The following is a 15,159-nucleotide window of genomic DNA, read 5'->3' as shown; positions in this document are numbered from 1 at the left end:
TCCGCGTTCAATCGCCTACGCGCTCCGGCAACTTGTCCTCGTCGGCCAGATTCCCGAAGCGGGTGACATCGGCCTGGAAGGCGAGTTGCACCGTTCCCGTCGGGCCGTGACGCTGCTTGCCGATGATGACTTCCGCCTTGCCGTGGACCTGATCCATTTCGGTCTGCCACTTGAAGTATTCTTCGGTGCCGGGCTTCGGCTCCTTGTTCTTCAGATAATACTCCTCGCGGAATACGAACAGCACGACGTCCGCGTCCTGCTCGATGGACCCTGACTCACGCAGGTCTGACAGCTGTGGCCGCTTGTCGTCTCGCGCCTCGACCTGCCGCGAGAGCTGGGACAGCGCGAGCACCGGGACGTTGAGCTCCTTGGCGAGGGCCTTGAGGCCGGTCGTGATCTCGGTGAGTTCCTGCACGCGGTTCTCGCCCTTCTTCGACGCACCTGAAAGGAGCTGAAGATAGTCGACCACCAGCATGTCGAGACCGCGTTGGCGCTTGAGCCGCCGCGCACGCGCCGCAAGTTGCGCAATCGAGATGCCACCCGTTTGGTCGATATAGAACGGGATCGACTGCATCGCCCGCGCGGCTTCGGTGATCTTGTAGAAATCGTCCTCCCGCATGTCGCCGCGCCGGATCTTATAGGAGGGCACGCCCGACTGCTCCGCGATGATACGCGTCGCGAGCTGCTCCGCCGACATTTCGAGGGAGAAGAAGCCGACGATGCCGCCGTTGACCGTCTTGATGCTGCCGTCCGGCTGCTTCTCGCCCTCATAGGCCTTCGCGATATTGAAGGCGATGTTGGTGGCCAAAGCCGTCTTGCCCATGCCGGGGCGGCCGGCCAGGATCACGAGGTCCGAAGACTGCAATCCGCCCATCATCCGGTCGAGGTCGGCAAGGTTGGTCGCGATCCCCGAAAGCTGGCCGTCCCGCTTGTAGGCCGCGGCGGCCATGTCGATCGCATGGGTCAGCGCATCGGCGAAGCGCTGGAAGCCGCCATCGTAGCGGCCGGTCTCGGCGAGTTCGTAGAGCCTCCGTTCCGTCTCCTCGATCTGGTCGCGCGGCGACGACTCGACGGGCGCGTCATAGGCGGTATTGACCAGTTCCTCACCGATCGTGATGAGGCGCCGCCGGATGGCGAGATCGTAGATGGTGCGGCCATAGGCTTCGGCATTGATGACCGTCGTCGCCTCGGCCGCAAGGCGCGCAAGATATTGCGGGATGGTCAGCCCGCCGAGATCCTGCTCGCCGAGGAAGGTCTTGAGGGTGATAGGTGTCGCGAGCTTCCCGGCCCGGATGAGCGTCGTCGCGACCTCGAAGATGCGCCGGTGGACATCCTCGTGAAAATGCTGCGCCTCGAGAAAGTCCGACACCCGGTAGTAGGCGTCGTTGTTGACAAGGATGGCGCCCAGAAGGGCCTGTTCGGCGTCGAGGTTGTGAGGCGATACACGGTAATGAGCCTCGCCGGTCTCGATACGTGCAATCAATGCGTTCGAGCTGGCCATGCGAAGCTCCGGATCAGTGAAGGGAATCCTTCTAAATCCATCTTGGGCCTAAACGACCATCGGCTTTTTGTGTCTCGCCCCCGCTGTCCCCGATTCTCACACCGCCCGTTTGGGTCGCGGACAGGTACGCATACCGCCTAAATCAGTCGGCCACCGGACGATTCGAATTAGCCCGGTGGCCGATACTAGAACAAAAGAAGAACGCGAACAATCGTTCAGCGTGCCTCCTCTTCGCCGCCCGCCTCCGCGAGAGCGGCTCCGACCTCAAGGCCGAGATCCTCCAGGTTCATCTCCTCACGGGTCGAGACGGCCTCGCCGCGAGCCTGACGCTCCGCCTCTTCGGGGCTCCGGGCGACGTTGATCGTCACCTTCACCTCGACCTCGGGATGGAGGACCACCGGGACGGTGTGGAGGCCCAGGGTCTTGATGGGCTGGCCGAGAGCGACTTGGCCGCGATCCACGGAGAAGCCGCCGTTCGTCATCGTCTCGGCGAGATCACGCGTCGACACGGATCCGTAGAGGACGCCGGTCTCGCCCGCCTGGCGGATGATGGTGAAGCTCTGACCGTTGAGCTTGGCAGCAACCGCCTCGGCTTCCGTCCGACGCTCCAGGTTCCGCGCCTCGAGCTGCGCGCGCTGAGCCTCGAAATGCTCCTTATTGGCGCTGGTGGCGCGAAGCGCCTTGTTGCGCGGCAGCAGGAAATTGCGCGCGAACCCGTCGCGCACCTTCACGACGTCGCCCATCTGTCCGAGCCGTGGGACGCGTTCCAGCAAGATCACTTCCATCGTCTTCTCCTATTGTATGTTCGTTACCGGGAGGGTGAGCCGGGACTGCCGGTCCCGGATTTCAGGCGTTGGCGCATAGTCGTTGCGGAATCGATCGCGCCGAGCAGGGCCAGCATCGGCAGCATGAGCTGGCTCATCAGGAAGGCGAGGGTGTAGACCCCCGTCAGGATCATGGGGCGGGCCGGGCGCCCCTGCGAAACGTCATGAACGACCGCCAAGCCCTGCAAGGCCAATGCACCGAGGAGCGCACCGCTGAACGCGAGACCGGCCACGCCGAGATAGCCGGGCAGGAAGGAGATTGCGGCCGCTGCGGCGGTCAGGAGCAAGGCGCTTCGGGGCAGCGTCATGCTTGCGATCACGGGCCAGGGCCGCGGCAGGCGCTCTGAGATCTTCACGACCTTGGCGGACAGCCACAGGTTCAGCGTCAGGATCAGGACGAAGTTGAAAGCGAAGAAGAACGGCAGCGCGGCGATCAGGACGAAGGCGAGGCTCTCCGTCGGCGGTGGAGCGCCTCCAGCATCGGGAGGGTAGACCCGCACGAAGCTGTCGAAGGCATGCTTCAAATTGGCCTGATAGGCCTCGTAGCTCCCGTCTCCGAGGGCCACGGCCCCCATGATGGTGATGAGCGCAGCCGTCGCGCCGATCCAGAGGAGCAACCGCCCCAGAGGATACCATTCGAGTTCGCCGCGCTCGTCGGCCCGGCCCAGCAATGCGAGATAGGCGAGCCACCAAGCGGGCAACGCCCAGCCGAGAGTAAAGGCGATTCCGGCCGTGGGGTTGAGGGCCAGAGCCATCGTGGCGCCGCCCGTGACGGCCGCGATGAGGCCGCTTCGATGGTTCCAGCCGAGCGAAGCGATGAAGATCGGCAGCGGAGCGACGAGAGACAGGATCATCGCGAGCGGGGATCCGGCGATCACCACTCCGAACAGAAGCGCAGAGACGAGGCCTGCGCCGATCCCGATTGCCAGAAACATCATCTCGTCGTGCTGTCCCGCTGCTCGATGCAGGGTTAGGGGATCACCCCAACGAACCCGGCAGGCTTACACTGCCGGGCGACCATCGTTGCAGGGAGCTGAGCCGGAGGTCCCGCTCAGCTCCCCGAGAGTATCAGCGGATCACGTAAGGAAGGAGGCCGAGGAAGCGGGCGCGCTTGATCGCCTGGGCGAGTTCACGCTGCTTCTTGGCCGAGACGGCCGTGATCCGGGAAGGCACGATCTTGCCGCGCTCGGAGATGTAGCGCGAGAGCAGCTTCGTATCCTTGTAGTCGATCTTCGGAGCATTCGCTCCCGAGAACGGGCAGGTCTTCCGACGGCGGAAGAACGGGCGACGACCGCCCCCAGCACCACCAGCACCGAACGCCATGATCAAGCCTCCTCGGTTTCGGCGGCGTAGCCGCCATCACGGTCGCGACGCTCGCGCTCCTTGCGCTCGTCACGGTCCCGCTTTTGCATCATCACGGACGGCTCGCTGTCGAGCGCGTCCACACGGATCGTCATGAAGCGCAGGATGTCTTCATTGATCCGCATCTGACGCTCCATCTCGGCAACCGCCGCCGCGGGAGCATCGAGGTTGAACATCGCGAAGTGGGCCTTGCGGTTCTTCTTGATGCGATAGGCGAGGGACTTCACGCCCCACATCTCGGTCTTCTCGACCTTGCCGCCATTGGATTCGACGACGCCCTTGTACTGGTCGATCATCGTCTCGACCTGCTGCGCCGTCACGTCCTGACGCGCCAGGAATATGTGTTCGTAGAGAGGCATAGAGGGCCTTTCCGGAGTTTGCGATAAGCTCTGTCAGATCTGGTCTGAGGAGAGCCGGTTCCCACGTCCGAACGGCGCCAAGCCCTTCAAGCCCCTTCAGGCCCGAGCGGTTGTTCGAAGGCGGAGACACGGGACGACGGGACTCATCAAGTCCCTGCGCGGGATCGCGCCGTCCGTTCAGCCCCCGGCCGGAGCGAACGTGAAGCCGGGCACATACGCGCTCGGGAGGCGAAAAGCAACCTCTTGCCTGAGGATCGTTTCGTGCGGCGTCTTGGCCGCGGCTCTCACCGGGCATAGATGGCAGCACAGGAGACTGCCATGAATCCCGAAACTCTCCGCCTCGGCGTCAATATCGACCACGTCGCAACGATCCGGAACGCCCGCGGCGGATCCCATCCCGACCCGGTCCGCGCCGCGCATCTCGCGATTCTCGCCGGCGCCGACGGCATCACGGTCCATCTCCGGGAGGATCGGCGCCACATCCGCGACCGCGATATCGAACGGCTCAAGAGCGAGCTGTTCGCCCCCATCAACCTGGAGATGGCCGCGACGGACGAAATGGTGGCCATCGCTCTTCGGATCCGGCCGAACGCCGCCTGCATCGTTCCGGAGCGCCGGGAGGAGAGGACGACGGAGGGCGGGCTCAAGCTTCTCGGTGTCGAGCCACGCCTCAGGCGCATGGTGGGCGGGCTGGCGGATGCGGGGATCCGCGTCTCGCTCTTCGTCGAGGCCGACCGGAAGACCCTCGATGCAGCCGCGGAGGTCGGCGCGGCTGCCGTGGAACTCCACACCGGCGAGTACTGCCATGCGGTTCTGGACGACAGCGGAGCTCGCGCGGATGCAGAGCTGGCGCGACTCCAGGAGGCGGCGGCCCATGCCTCCGGACTGGGTCTCGAGGTCCATGCCGGCCATGGGCTCGACTTCACGAGCGTCGGGCCGGTCGCGGCCATCCCGCAGATCGTTGAGCTGAATATCGGTCATTTCCTGATCGGCGAAGCCGTCTTCGTCGGCCTCGACGAGGCGATCGGGCGTATGCGGTCCCTGATGGACCAGGCTCGGGCGGGGCAGCCGGCGTGATCATCGGGATCGGCTCGGACCTCTGCGACATCCGCCGCATCGAGCGGTCGCTGTCCCGCTTCGGCGACCGGTTCACCCACCGCATTTTCACGGAGGGCGAGCGGCAGCGCAGCGACCGACGCGCGGCACGAAGCCCGTCCTATGCCCGGCGCTTCGCGGCCAAGGAGGCCTGCGCCAAGGCGCTCGGAACGGGGATGAGCTGCGGGGTCTTCTGGCGCGACATGGAGGTCGTGAACCTGCCCGGAGGGCGGCCGACGCTGAGGCTCAGCGGCGGCGCGCTCGAGCGCCTGAAGGCGATGACCCCGGAAGGACACGAGGCCGTGGTCCATGTCTCCCTCACGGACGATCCGCCTCTCGCGCAGGCTTTCGTCGTGATCGAGGCGCGCCCGATTTCGTGAAGGTGGCCGGGTCGTCACGGCGACGTGTGTTGTCGCGGCGCGCAAGGCCACGTACCTCAAGTCGCGTTGCGGGAGTAGCGGCCATGGGATAGACCGCGCCACGACCGGGCCAGCGCGGCGCCCGCCGAAGAAGACCGGGTTTCCTCAAGATCGTGGACCAGATGAACGTGAGCGAGAAGGTCAGGCGCGAAGAAGGCGGCCTCTGGGAAACCGTCAAGGTCATCATTCAGGCGCTTCTGATAGCCGTCGTCGTCCGAACCCTGTTGTTCCAGCCCTTCAACATACCGTCCGGATCGCTCATCCCGACGCTGCTCGTCGGCGATTACCTGTTCGTCTCCAAATACTCCTACGGCTATTCCAGGCACTCGATCCCATTCAGTCCGCCGATTTTCTCCGGCCGGATCTGGGCCTCGGAGCCGCAGCGCGGCGATATCGCGGTCTTCAAGCTCCCGAAGGACAATTCCACCGATTACATCAAGCGCGTGATCGGCCTTCCCGGAGACCACATCCAAGTCCTGAACGGGGTCCTGCACATCAACGGCGTGCCCGTGAAGCGCGAGAGGGTCGAGGATTACCGGACGACGGATCTCTTCGGCCGGATGCAGTCGGTGCTGAGCTACCGCGAGACCCTGCCCAACGGAGTGTCCTACAGGACGATCGAAAGGGACGGCGACCGCGGCTACTGGGACAATACCAATCTCTATACGGTGCCGCCCGGTCATTTCTTCATGATGGGCGACAACCGGGACAATTCGACCGATTCCCGGGATGAGGCCAGTGTCGGCCCCGTGCCATTCGAGAACTTCGTCGGTCGTGCGGAGATCATCTTCTTCTCGATCGACGAGAGTGCATCCTGGCGGTTCTGGGAATGGCCCGGGCTTATCCGTTGGGGACGCATGTTCCAGCCGATCCGGTGACGCCGATGTCCCTTCGGAAGGCCGATCCTGCAGCGCTTCAGGAGAGGCTCGGCTATCGCTTCCGGAACCCCGTTCTCCTGACGACCGCGCTCACGCATGTCAGCGCGGCGCCCGGCGGCGAGGCCGAGAGTTATCAGCGCCTCGAATTCCTGGGCGACCGGGTCCTCGGCCTTGCCGCAGCCCGCTGGCTCTACGCGAAATTCCCGGAGGCGACGGAAGGAGAGCTGTCGCGGCGCCTCGCAGAGCTCGTCCGGCGGGAAAGCTGCGCGGAAGTCGCGGCCGCATGGGATGTCGGGCCCGAGCTCAGGCTCGGGCCGAGCGAGATCAGATCCGGCGGGCGCCGCAAGGAAACCATCCTTGCCGATGTCTGCGAGGCGATCATCGGAGCGGTCTGTCTCGACGGCGGCTTCGATGAAGCCGCTGCCTTGGTCGAACGATCCTTTGCGGATCTCATGGCTACGCCCAGGCGTCCTCTTCGCGATGCGAAGACGGCGCTGCAGGAATGGGCCCTTGGGATGGGGCTTCCGACCCCGGGCTACAGCATCGTCGAGCGTACTGGCCCGGACCATCGGCCCAGCTTTCGCGTTCTCGTGAAGGTCTCGGGCCATGAGGGGGCTTTCGGCCTAGGCCCCTCGAAGCGTGCGGCGGAGCAGGAGGCGGCGCGGACCATTCTGGTGCGCGAGGGTGTCTGGACGGAGGAAATCGATGCCAGAGGATGAGCAGAGCCCGACCCGCGCTGGCTTCGTCGCCCTGATCGGCGCCCCGAATGTCGGGAAATCGACGCTCGTCAACGCGCTCGTGGGGACCAAGGTCTCGATCGTATCCCGGAAGGTGCAGACCACCCGAGCGCTGGTCCGCGGGATTGCCATTGTAGACCACACGCAAATAGTTTTCGTCGATACGCCGGGGATCTTCGAGCCGCGGCGGCGGCTCGACCGGGCGATGGTGACCTCGGCCTGGGGCGGCGCAGGCGACGCCGACGTGGTGAGCCTTCTCATCGATGCACGCCGCGGTCTGGATGAGCCTGCCGAGGCGATCCTGACGCGCCTGCCCGAGTTGCGGCAGCCCAAGGTGCTGATCCTGAACAAGGTCGACCTCGTCGACCGTCCGAAACTCCTGACGCTCGCTGCGGACCTGAATGCGAGGGTCCCCTTCGCACATACCTTCATGGTCTCGGCGCTCACCGGCGACGGCACGGATGTGCTTCTGCGGGATCTCGCGGCCATGATGCCGAAAGGGCCATGGCTCTACCCGGAGGATCAGGTTTCTGACGCACCCTTGCGCATGCTCGCCGCCGAGATCACGCGTGAGCAGATCTACGACCGATTGCACGAGGAACTTCCTTACGAATCCACCGTGGAGACGGAATCCTGGGAGCAGCGGCCGGACGGCTCCGTCCGGATCGAGCAGACGATCTATGTCGCCCGCGACAGCCAGAGAAAGATCGTTCTCGGGAAAGGAGGCCAGACGATCAAGCTCATCGGACAGGCTGCACGGCGCGAGATTTCCGAAATCGCCGAGGCGAAGGTTCACCTCTTTCTTTTCGTGAAGGTGCGTGAGAACTGGTCCGACGATCCGGAACGCTATCGCGCGATGGGGCTGGAGTTCCCCTCGGCGAGGTGACGTCCCACGCGTCGGACCGGCTTCCTGACCGCGCCCCCATTCGACGGGCGCCATGCGAGACGATGCATTCCGGAGGCGGAATTCCTATATGGGGTAAGGTATCTGAACGACGGCCGAAACGGTCCGTGCTTTTCTGATCGACTCCCATGCAATGGTCCGACGACGGCATCGTGCTCGGCGTTCGCCGGCACGGCGAGGCCGGCGCCATCCTGGAACTCATGACACGCTTGCACGGACGGCATCTCGGCCTCGTGCATGGCGGCCGCTCGGCGCGCCTCCAAGCGGTGCTGCAGCCCGGCAACTCGGTGCATGCCGTCTGGCGCGCACGGCTCGACGAGCATCTCGGAAACTTCACGATCGAGGCGGACGAACTACGGGCCGCCGGATTTCTGTCCTCACCGCTTGCCCTTTACGGAATTGGAGCGGCGGCCAATCTCCTGCGGCTCCTGCCGGAGCGCGACCCCCATCCTGCCCTCTTCGAGAGCCTGGGTGTCCTGCTCGAGCATCTGGCAGACCGCGATCTGGCACCTCCGCTTTTCGTTCGCTTCGAGATTGCCGTTCTGGCCGAATTCGGCTTCGGCCTGGATATCGCCCGGTGCGCAGTCACCGGGAGCCACGATGATCTGACCTTCGTCTCGCCGAAGACGGGACGCGCAGTCACGGCCGCCGTGGGCGAGCCCTACGCGAACCGTCTTCTGCGGCTGCCACGCTTCCTGATCGGGCAGGCGGGCGGGGAGGGGACTCCGCCCGAGGACATTCAGGCGGGGTTTACCCTTACGGAGCACTTTCTGAGGCTCCATGTCTTCGAGCCGCGCGGGCTGCCGGTCCCCGAAGAGCGGGCGCGTTTCATCGCATTGGCCGCTGCTCGGGACCGGGAGCAGCGTTTCTGATATGTTCTCGCTTTTCGGGCCGAAAACAGCGATTCGCACGAGGTATTGATCTATGGGCAAGCCGGTCACGCCGCCGTCCGGCGGCGCGGTGGAGACGATTCACCTGAAAGAGGCGCTCGAGGAGCGCTATCTCGCCTATGCGCTCTCGACGATCATGCACCGGGCGCTCCCGGATGCGCGCGACGGCCTGAAGCCAGTTCACCGCCGCATCCTATACGCGATGCGCCTTCTGCGTCTCGATCCAGGGGCCGCCTACAAGAAATGCGCGCGGATCGTCGGCGACGTTATCGGCAAGTATCATCCGCATGGCGACGTCGGCGTTTATGATGCGTTGGTGCGGCTCGCCCAGGACTTCGCGCAGCGTTATCCGCTCGTCGATGGTCAAGGCAATTTCGGCAATATCGACGGCGATAACGCGGCCGCCTACCGGTATACGGAGGCGCGGCTCACGGACGTTGCCCGCCTGCTCCTCGAGGGCATCGACGAGGATGCGGTCGACTTCCGCGACACCTATAACGGCGAGGACGAGGAACCGATCGTCCTCCCGGCGGCCTTCCCGAACCTGCTGGCGAACGGCTCCCAGGGCATTGCGGTCGGCATGGCGACCTCGATTCCGCCGCACAATGCCGCCGAACTCTGCGATGCAGCACTCTATCTGATCAGCCACCCGAATGCGAACGCCGAGCAGCTCCTGACCTTCGTGCCGGGGCCGGATTTTCCGACGGGTGGCGTGATCGTCGACCCGCCTTCGACGGTCGTCGAGACCTACCGGACCGGGCGCGGTTCCTTCCGGGTCCGTGCTCGCTGGCACAAGGAGGAGGTCGGCCGCGGCACCTGGGTGATCGTCGTCACCGAGATCCCCTACGGCGTTCCGAAGTCGCGGCTCATCGAGAAGACCGCGGAACTCCTCCAGGAAAAGAAGCTGCCGCTCCTTGCGGATATCCGGGACGAATCCGCCGAGGATGTCCGGGTCGTGCTCGAGCCGCGGTCCCGGACCGTCGACCCCGTCATCCTCATGGAGTCCCTGTTCCGGCTCACCGAGCTCGAGAGCCGGATTCCGATGAACGTGAACGTGCTGTCCGAAGGCCGCGTACCGAAGGTGCTCGGCCTCGCGGAATGCCTGCGCGAGTGGCTGAACCACCGGCGCGAGGTTCTCCTGCGCCGGTCACGGCATCGGCTGGCTGCGATCGACCGGCGGCTCGAGATCCTGGGCGGCCTGTTGATCGTCTATCTCGATCTCGACCGGGTCATCAAAATCATCCGCGAGGAGGATGAGCCGAAGCAGGAGCTCATGCGCGTTTTCGAGCTCACGGAGCTTCAGGCGAATTCCATTCTCGACACGCGCCTTCGCTCGCTGCGCAAGCTCGAGGAAATGCAGCTCAAGCGCGAGCGCGATGAACTCGCGGCGGAGAAGGCTTCGATCGAGAAGCTGCTCGACAACGAGAAGATCCAGTGGAAGACGATCACGTCGGAGATCCGCGAGGTCCGCAAGACCTTTGGTCCGGAGACCGCGATCGGCAAACGGCGCACGACCTTCGCCGAGGCTCCGGACACCTCCGACATCGACTTCGCTGAGGCGATGGTCGAGCGCGAGCCGATCACCGTCATCGTCTCCGAGAAGGGCTGGATCCGCGCCATGAAAGGGCACATCGCGGACCTCTCCAGCGTGCAGTTCAAGGGCGACGACGCGCTCAAGACCTCGTTCTTCGCAGAGACCACCTCGCGCATTCTCGTCATGGCGACGAATGGCCGGTTCTTCACGCTGGACGGCTCGAAGCTGCCGGGTGGGCGCGGCTTTGGGGATCCGATCCGCATTATGGTCGATCTCGAGGAGGGCGCAGACATCGTCGCCGCCTTTCCGCATCGGCCGGGCGCGAAGCTTCTGGTCGTCGCGTCAGACGGGCGCGGCTTCGTGGTGCCGGCCGACGAGACCCTCGCGAACACCCGCAAGGGCAAGGGCGTGCTCGGGCTCGATGGTTCGGCGCGGGCGGTCGTCTGCACCGAGGCGGACGGCGATCACGTCGCCATCGTTGGCGAGAACCGGAAGCTCCTGGCCTTTCCGTTGAAGCAGGTGCCCGAGATGGCGCGTGGCAAGGGCGTTCGCCTGCAGCGCTACCGGGACGGCGGCGTCGCGGATGCGAAGGTCTTCGCGCTCAAGGACGGTCTCACCTGGAAGGACACGTCCGGCCGGACGTGGACCGTCGACAAGGCGGATTTGCGGGACTGGATCGCCAACCGCGCCGAGGCGGGGCGTCTTCCGCCGAAGGGCTTCCCGCGCAGCAACCGATTCGGCTGAGCGAAGCGCAAAGCAGCCGAGTGAACCCTCTCACACGCGCCCGCAGGACGCGTGTGAAATGCTTGCGCCCGCTTCGGGGTGGTCAGGATGTTGCCGGGTCGCAACACCTTGGAATGTTCCTGAATACGCCGCTGTTGCTGCTCATGTTCGCCGCGATGCCGCCATAAAACTCGATGATCTCTTAAGGTGCGATAACTTCAGTGAAAACAGAGGATTAGGCGGTGCCGACACAGGTCGTCGATGTCCCGAGAGCAGCGTGGCGGCAGCCAGTTGGCCATGTTGCGCGGGTCGCGGCGCCGATGGCAGAGCACCATGGTTCCGTAACCGGTGGCGGCCTAACAGAGACGCCTAGGGAGCCGTGACGCCAATGGATGCACGCCTGATCGACAAGTCGAAACTGCCGAGCCGCCACGTCACCGAGGGGCCGGAGCGCGCGCCGCATCGGTCCTATTACTATGCGATGGGGCTCACTCGGGAGCAGATCGCACAGCCGTTCGTCGGTGTTGCGACCTGCTGGAACGAGGCGGCGCCCTGCAACATCGCGCTGATGCGCCAGGCGCAGGCGGTGAAGAAGGGTGTTGCTGCGGCGGGCGGCACGCCGCGCGAGTTCTGCACGATTACGGTGACCGACGGCATCGCCATGGGCCACCAGGGGATGAAGGCCTCGCTGCCCTCGCGCGAGGTCATCGCGGATTCCGTCGAGCTCACGATCCGGGGCCATGCCTATGACGCGCTCGTCGGCATGGCGGGCTGCGACAAATCCCTGCCCGGCATGATGATGGCGATGGTTCGCCTGAACGTGCCGTCCGTTTTCATCTATGGCGGATCCATCCTTCCGGGCTCCTATCGTGGCCGGGCGGTAACGATCCAGGACGTGTTCGAGGCCGTCGGGCGCTACTCCGTCGGCGAGATGTCCGACGAGGATCTCGAAGAACTCGAACAGGTTGCCTGCCCGTCGGCCGGCGCCTGCGGAGCGCAGTTCACCGCCAACACGATGGCGACAGTGTCCGAGGCAATCGGGCTTGCGCTGCCGTATTCGGCCGGGGCGCCGGCGCCCTACGAGATCCGTGATCGGTTCTGCTCGATTGCGGGCGAAACCGTGGTGGAGCTCATCCGGCGCAACATCCGCCCGCGGGACATCGTCACGCGGGAGGCGCTCGAGAACGCCGCGACGGTCGTCGCCGCGTCGGGTGGCTCGACGAATGCCGCGCTGCATCTGCCGGCGATTGCCCATGAAGCCGGCATCAAGTTCGATTTGTTCGACGTCGCCGACGTCTTCCGGCGCACACCCTACATCGCAGATCTGAAGCCGGGCGGACGTTACGTCGCCAAGGATCTGTTCGAGGCCGGTGGCATCCCGCTCCTCATGAAGACCCTGCTCGATCACGGCTTCCTGCACGGGGATTGCATCACCGTAACGGGCCGGACGATCGCCGAGAATCTCGCCTCCGTGCGTTGGAACGACGACCAGGACGTGGTTTTTCCCGCCAACGCGCCGATCACCCCGACCGGAGGCGTCGTCGGCCTCAAGGGTAATCTCGCTCCCGAGGGCGCGATCGTGAAGGTCGCGGGGATCCCGAACGAGAAGCAGACCTTCCGCGGCCCCGCCCGCTGCTTCGACAACGAGGAAGAGTGCTTCGAGGCCGTGAAGGAGCGGCGCTATCGCGAGGGCGACGTGCTCGTCATCCGCTACGAGGGTCCGCGCGGTGGTCCCGGCATGCGCGAAATGCTCGCGACCACCGCGGCCCTCTACGGCCAGGGCATGGGCGACAAGGTTGCACTCATCACGGACGGGCGCTTCTCGGGGGCGACCCGCGGCTTCTGCATCGGCCATGTCGGCCCGGAGGCTGCGGTCGGCGGCCCGATCGGGCTCCTGAAGGACGGCGACATCATCAGCATCGACGCGGTGGCCGGCAGGCTCGACGTCGAACTCTCCGAGGCGGAACTCGCGGACCGTCGCTCCCGCTGGCAACCGCGCGAGACGACCCTGACCTCGGGCGCGATCTGGAAATATGCCCAGACGGTCGGACCCGCGAAGGACGGCGCGGTTACGCATCCGGGCGGTGCGGCGGAAAAACAAACCTATGCGGATATCTAGCCTTTCCGGCCTGATCTGCTTTTCGCTCGCAGTGCTGTCGGGCGGCGCCATCGCGCTCGAGGCCTCGGTGACCGCGCGCCCGCAAGCCGTCGCACCGACGAAACCCTACAGCTCGGCCCTGGAAGCCTTGCGGAGCGGCGTCCGGGATTACAACAAGGGCAACAAGCTGGTCGCGGCCCAGGCGCTCGAATACGCGGCGACCCAGGGGCAGGCCCTCGCGCTCTGGAAGCTCGGGCGGATGTATGCCGACGGCGACGGCGTCGCCCACGACGACCTGAAGGCCTTCGAGTATTTTTCGCGCCTCGCCGATCAGAACGCTGAGGAGAGCCCCGACGCGCCGAATGCCGGCGTCGTATCGAGCGCTTTCGTGGCCCTCGGGACCTATTTCCTCGACGGGATCAAAAACAGCTATGTCGTGGCCGATCCGGTTCGCGCGCACGACATGTTCCAATACGCGGCGTCTTATTTCGGTGACCCGAATGCGCAGTACAATCTCGGCCGGCTCTATCTCGACGGCACAGGCGTCGCCAAGGATCCCCGCCAAGCCGCCCGCTGGTTCAACCTCGCGGCCGAAAAGGGGCATTACCCCTCACAGGCGCTCCTCGGGCACATGCTCCTGAACGGCAAGGGCGTTCCGCGCGAGCGCGCGAAGGGTCTGATGTGGCTGATTTTGGCGCGTGAGGCATCCGATCCCGTGAAGGATCCGTGGGTATCCGAACTCTACGATTCCGCGTTCACGGTGGCCGCGGATACCGATCGCAAGAACGCGCTCGCGCTGCTGGAGCACTACCTGCAGTCGCGGCATTGATGTGTGCGTTCAACAGAAAACGCGCAGAGTTTCCCCTTTCATCCGGCTGCTAACGCAGCCGACCTCTCCCGCAAGGGGCGAGGCGATGTGCAGGCCGCACCGTCCTCACCTCTCCCTTTGATGGGAGAGGTCGACGCCCGAAGGGCGGCGGGTGAGGGTGGTGGCGCCGACGTAACAAGCACCGCGCATTACTCGAAATCGAGATCGACCAGCACCGGCACATGATCCGACGGCTTTTCCCAACCGCGGACGTCTTTGCGGATCGACGCGCTGCGGATCCGGTCCGTGGCCTGCGGCGAGAGCAGGAGGTGATCGATGCGGATGCCGTTGTTTCGCTGGAATGCGCCCGCCTGGTAATCCCAGAATGAATAGACGCCCGGCGCATCGGTGCAACTCCGCACGGCATCGGTGAGGCCGAGCGAGAGCAGGGACCGGAAGTGCTCGCGGCTCTCTGGCCGGAAGAGTGCATCGTTCACCCAGGCGGCCGGATTCGCCGCGTCCTTGGGCTCAGGGATCACGTTGTAATCGCCTGCGAGAACGAGGGGCTCTTCCAACGTCAGCAGAGAGCGCGCATGCGCCCTCAGCCGCTCCATCCAGGCCAGCTTGTACGAGAATTTCGGCGTTCCGGTCGGATTGCCGTTCGGGAGATAGATCGACGCGACCCGCAGTACGCCAGAGCCGGCCGGCACGATGGCCTCGATATAGCGGGATTGCTCGTCGCTCTCGTCTCCCGGAAGGCCGCGCCGCACGTCCTCGAGCGGATGCTTCGAGAGGATCGCGACGCCATTATAGGTGCGCTGGCCATGGGTCACGATTGCGTATCCGAGCGCCTCGACCTCCTCCCGCGGGAACGCCTCGTCGGTGCATTTCAGCTCCTGTAGGCAGAGGACATCCGGCTCGGAGGTCCGCAACACCTCGAGCAGGTGGTCGTGCCGCTGCTTGACCGAATTCACATTCCAGGTGCCAATTCGCATTGTTGCCGTGTCCCTGCGCCCCGGATGTCGTC

At 65.0% G+C, this 15,159-nt stretch carries 15 protein-coding genes; 9 read left to right on the top strand and 6 right to left on the bottom strand.

Annotated elements, in window-relative coordinates; translation table 11 throughout:
• Window positions 1–7: 7 nt before the first annotated feature.
• The 5 genes from BN1233_RS11710 to rpsF form a co-directional block, all read right to left on the bottom strand.
• Window positions 8–1,501 carry a replicative DNA helicase gene (locus BN1233_RS11710; RefSeq protein ID WP_046863685.1) on the bottom strand — a complete coding sequence of 498 codons (1,494 nt, stop codon included), beginning with the start codon at window positions 1,499–1,501 and terminating at the stop codon, window positions 8–10.
• A gap of 215 nt (window positions 1,502–1,716) precedes the next feature.
• Complete coding sequence (gene rplI / locus BN1233_RS11705; protein WP_046863684.1) at window positions 1,717–2,286, bottom strand: 50S ribosomal protein L9; 570 nt, start codon at window positions 2,284–2,286, stop codon at window positions 1,717–1,719.
• Window positions 2,287–2,309: 23 nt separating this feature from the next.
• A complete protein-coding gene (locus BN1233_RS11700; RefSeq protein ID WP_046863683.1) occupies window positions 2,310–3,263 on the bottom strand; it encodes a DUF2232 domain-containing protein in 954 nt (317 codons plus the stop codon).
• A 130-nt stretch (window positions 3,264–3,393) separates the two neighbouring features.
• Window positions 3,394–3,648: a 30S ribosomal protein S18 gene (gene rpsR / locus BN1233_RS11695; protein ID WP_046863682.1), complete on the bottom strand. Its 255-nt coding sequence runs from the start codon at window positions 3,646–3,648 to the stop codon at window positions 3,394–3,396.
• A 2-nt stretch (window positions 3,649–3,650) separates the two neighbouring features.
• Window positions 3,651–4,046 (bottom strand): 30S ribosomal protein S6, encoded by a 396-nt coding sequence (gene rpsF / locus BN1233_RS11690; RefSeq protein WP_046863681.1) that lies wholly within the window; start codon window positions 4,044–4,046, stop codon window positions 3,651–3,653.
• A gap of 318 nt (window positions 4,047–4,364) precedes the next feature.
• On the opposite strand from rpsF, the gene BN1233_RS11685 reads away from it, so the two are divergent.
• The 9 genes from BN1233_RS11685 (at window position 4,365) to BN1233_RS11645 (ending at window position 14,153) form a co-directional block, all read left to right on the top strand.
• Window positions 4,365–5,123 (top strand): pyridoxine 5'-phosphate synthase, encoded by a 759-nt coding sequence (locus BN1233_RS11685; RefSeq protein WP_046863680.1) that lies wholly within the window; start codon window positions 4,365–4,367, stop codon window positions 5,121–5,123.
• Window positions 5,120–5,521: a holo-ACP synthase gene (acpS, locus tag BN1233_RS11680; RefSeq protein ID WP_046863679.1), complete on the top strand. Its 402-nt coding sequence runs from the start codon at window positions 5,120–5,122 to the stop codon at window positions 5,519–5,521. Before BN1233_RS11685 ends, acpS begins: the two co-directional genes overlap by 4 nt.
• 161 nt (window positions 5,522–5,682) lie before the next feature.
• The gene (gene lepB, locus BN1233_RS11675) at window positions 5,683–6,438 is read left to right on the top strand and encodes a signal peptidase I (protein ID WP_082145402.1); all 756 of its coding nucleotides are present in this window, start codon (window positions 5,683–5,685) and stop codon (window positions 6,436–6,438) included.
• 5 nt (window positions 6,439–6,443) lie between these two features.
• Complete coding sequence (gene rnc, locus BN1233_RS11670; protein ID WP_046863949.1) at window positions 6,444–7,157, top strand: ribonuclease III; 714 nt, start codon at window positions 6,444–6,446, stop codon at window positions 7,155–7,157.
• Window positions 7,144–8,061: a GTPase Era gene (gene era / locus BN1233_RS11665; RefSeq protein ID WP_046863677.1), complete on the top strand. Its 918-nt coding sequence runs from the start codon at window positions 7,144–7,146 to the stop codon at window positions 8,059–8,061. Before rnc ends, era begins: the two co-directional genes overlap by 14 nt.
• 146 nt (window positions 8,062–8,207) lie before the next feature.
• Window positions 8,208–8,951 (top strand): DNA repair protein RecO, encoded by a 744-nt coding sequence (gene recO / locus BN1233_RS11660; RefSeq protein ID WP_046863676.1) that lies wholly within the window; start codon window positions 8,208–8,210, stop codon window positions 8,949–8,951.
• A gap of 52 nt (window positions 8,952–9,003) precedes the next feature.
• Window positions 9,004–11,247 (top strand): DNA topoisomerase IV subunit A, encoded by a 2,244-nt coding sequence (gene parC, locus BN1233_RS11655; protein WP_046863675.1) that lies wholly within the window; start codon window positions 9,004–9,006, stop codon window positions 11,245–11,247.
• A 367-nt stretch (window positions 11,248–11,614) separates the two neighbouring features.
• Window positions 11,615–13,345, top strand: coding sequence for a dihydroxy-acid dehydratase (ilvD, locus tag BN1233_RS11650; RefSeq protein WP_046863674.1), 1,731 nt, complete (start codon window positions 11,615–11,617; stop codon window positions 13,343–13,345).
• Complete coding sequence (locus tag BN1233_RS11645; RefSeq protein ID WP_046863673.1) at window positions 13,332–14,153, top strand: tetratricopeptide repeat protein; 822 nt, start codon at window positions 13,332–13,334, stop codon at window positions 14,151–14,153. The genes ilvD and BN1233_RS11645 overlap by 14 nt, the downstream gene beginning before the upstream one ends.
• Before the next feature lie 188 nt (window positions 14,154–14,341).
• On the opposite strand, the gene xth is transcribed toward BN1233_RS11645, so the two are convergent.
• The gene (xth, locus tag BN1233_RS11640) at window positions 14,342–15,127 is read right to left on the bottom strand and encodes an exodeoxyribonuclease III (RefSeq protein WP_046863672.1); all 786 of its coding nucleotides are present in this window, start codon (window positions 15,125–15,127) and stop codon (window positions 14,342–14,344) included.
• Window positions 15,128–15,159 lie beyond the last annotated feature (32 nt).

This window comes from Microvirga massiliensis, from assembly GCF_001006805.1.
Lineage (GTDB): Bacteria > Pseudomonadota > Alphaproteobacteria > Rhizobiales > Beijerinckiaceae > Microvirga > Microvirga massiliensis.
The sequence above is the reverse complement of the archived record's forward strand: the minus strand, read 5'-3'. Positions and strand labels throughout refer to the sequence as shown.

Bases quoted from the DNA above. Each gene is read 5' to 3' on its own strand.
- parC (WP_046863675.1), top strand. From the start codon at position 9,004: ATGGGCAAGCCGGTCACGCCGCCGTCCGGCGGCGCGGTGGAGACGATT.
- lepB (WP_082145402.1), top strand. From the start codon at position 5,683: ATGAACGTGAGCGAGAAGGTCAGGCGCGAAGAAGGCGGCCTCTGGGAA.
- BN1233_RS11700 (WP_046863683.1), bottom strand. From the start codon at position 3,263: ATGATGTTTCTGGCAATCGGGATCGGCGCAGGCCTCGTCTCTGCGCTT.
- BN1233_RS11710 (WP_046863685.1), bottom strand. From the start codon at position 1,501: ATGGCCAGCTCGAACGCATTGATTGCACGTATCGAGACCGGCGAGGCT.
- rpsR (WP_046863682.1), bottom strand. From the start codon at position 3,648: ATGGCGTTCGGTGCTGGTGGTGCTGGGGGCGGTCGTCGCCCGTTCTTC.
- era (WP_046863677.1), top strand. From the start codon at position 7,144: ATGCCAGAGGATGAGCAGAGCCCGACCCGCGCTGGCTTCGTCGCCCTG.
- rnc (WP_046863949.1), top strand. From the start codon at position 6,444: ATGTCCCTTCGGAAGGCCGATCCTGCAGCGCTTCAGGAGAGGCTCGGC.
- BN1233_RS11645 (WP_046863673.1), top strand. From the start codon at position 13,332: ATGCGGATATCTAGCCTTTCCGGCCTGATCTGCTTTTCGCTCGCAGTG.
- rpsF (WP_046863681.1), bottom strand. From the start codon at position 4,046: ATGCCTCTCTACGAACACATATTCCTGGCGCGTCAGGACGTGACGGCG.
- xth (WP_046863672.1), bottom strand. From the start codon at position 15,127: ATGCGAATTGGCACCTGGAATGTGAATTCGGTCAAGCAGCGGCACGAC.
- BN1233_RS11685 (WP_046863680.1), top strand. From the start codon at position 4,365: ATGAATCCCGAAACTCTCCGCCTCGGCGTCAATATCGACCACGTCGCA.
- rplI (WP_046863684.1), bottom strand. From the start codon at position 2,286: ATGGAAGTGATCTTGCTGGAACGCGTCCCACGGCTCGGACAGATGGGC.
- recO (WP_046863676.1), top strand. From the start codon at position 8,208: ATGCAATGGTCCGACGACGGCATCGTGCTCGGCGTTCGCCGGCACGGC.
- ilvD (WP_046863674.1), top strand. From the start codon at position 11,615: ATGGATGCACGCCTGATCGACAAGTCGAAACTGCCGAGCCGCCACGTC.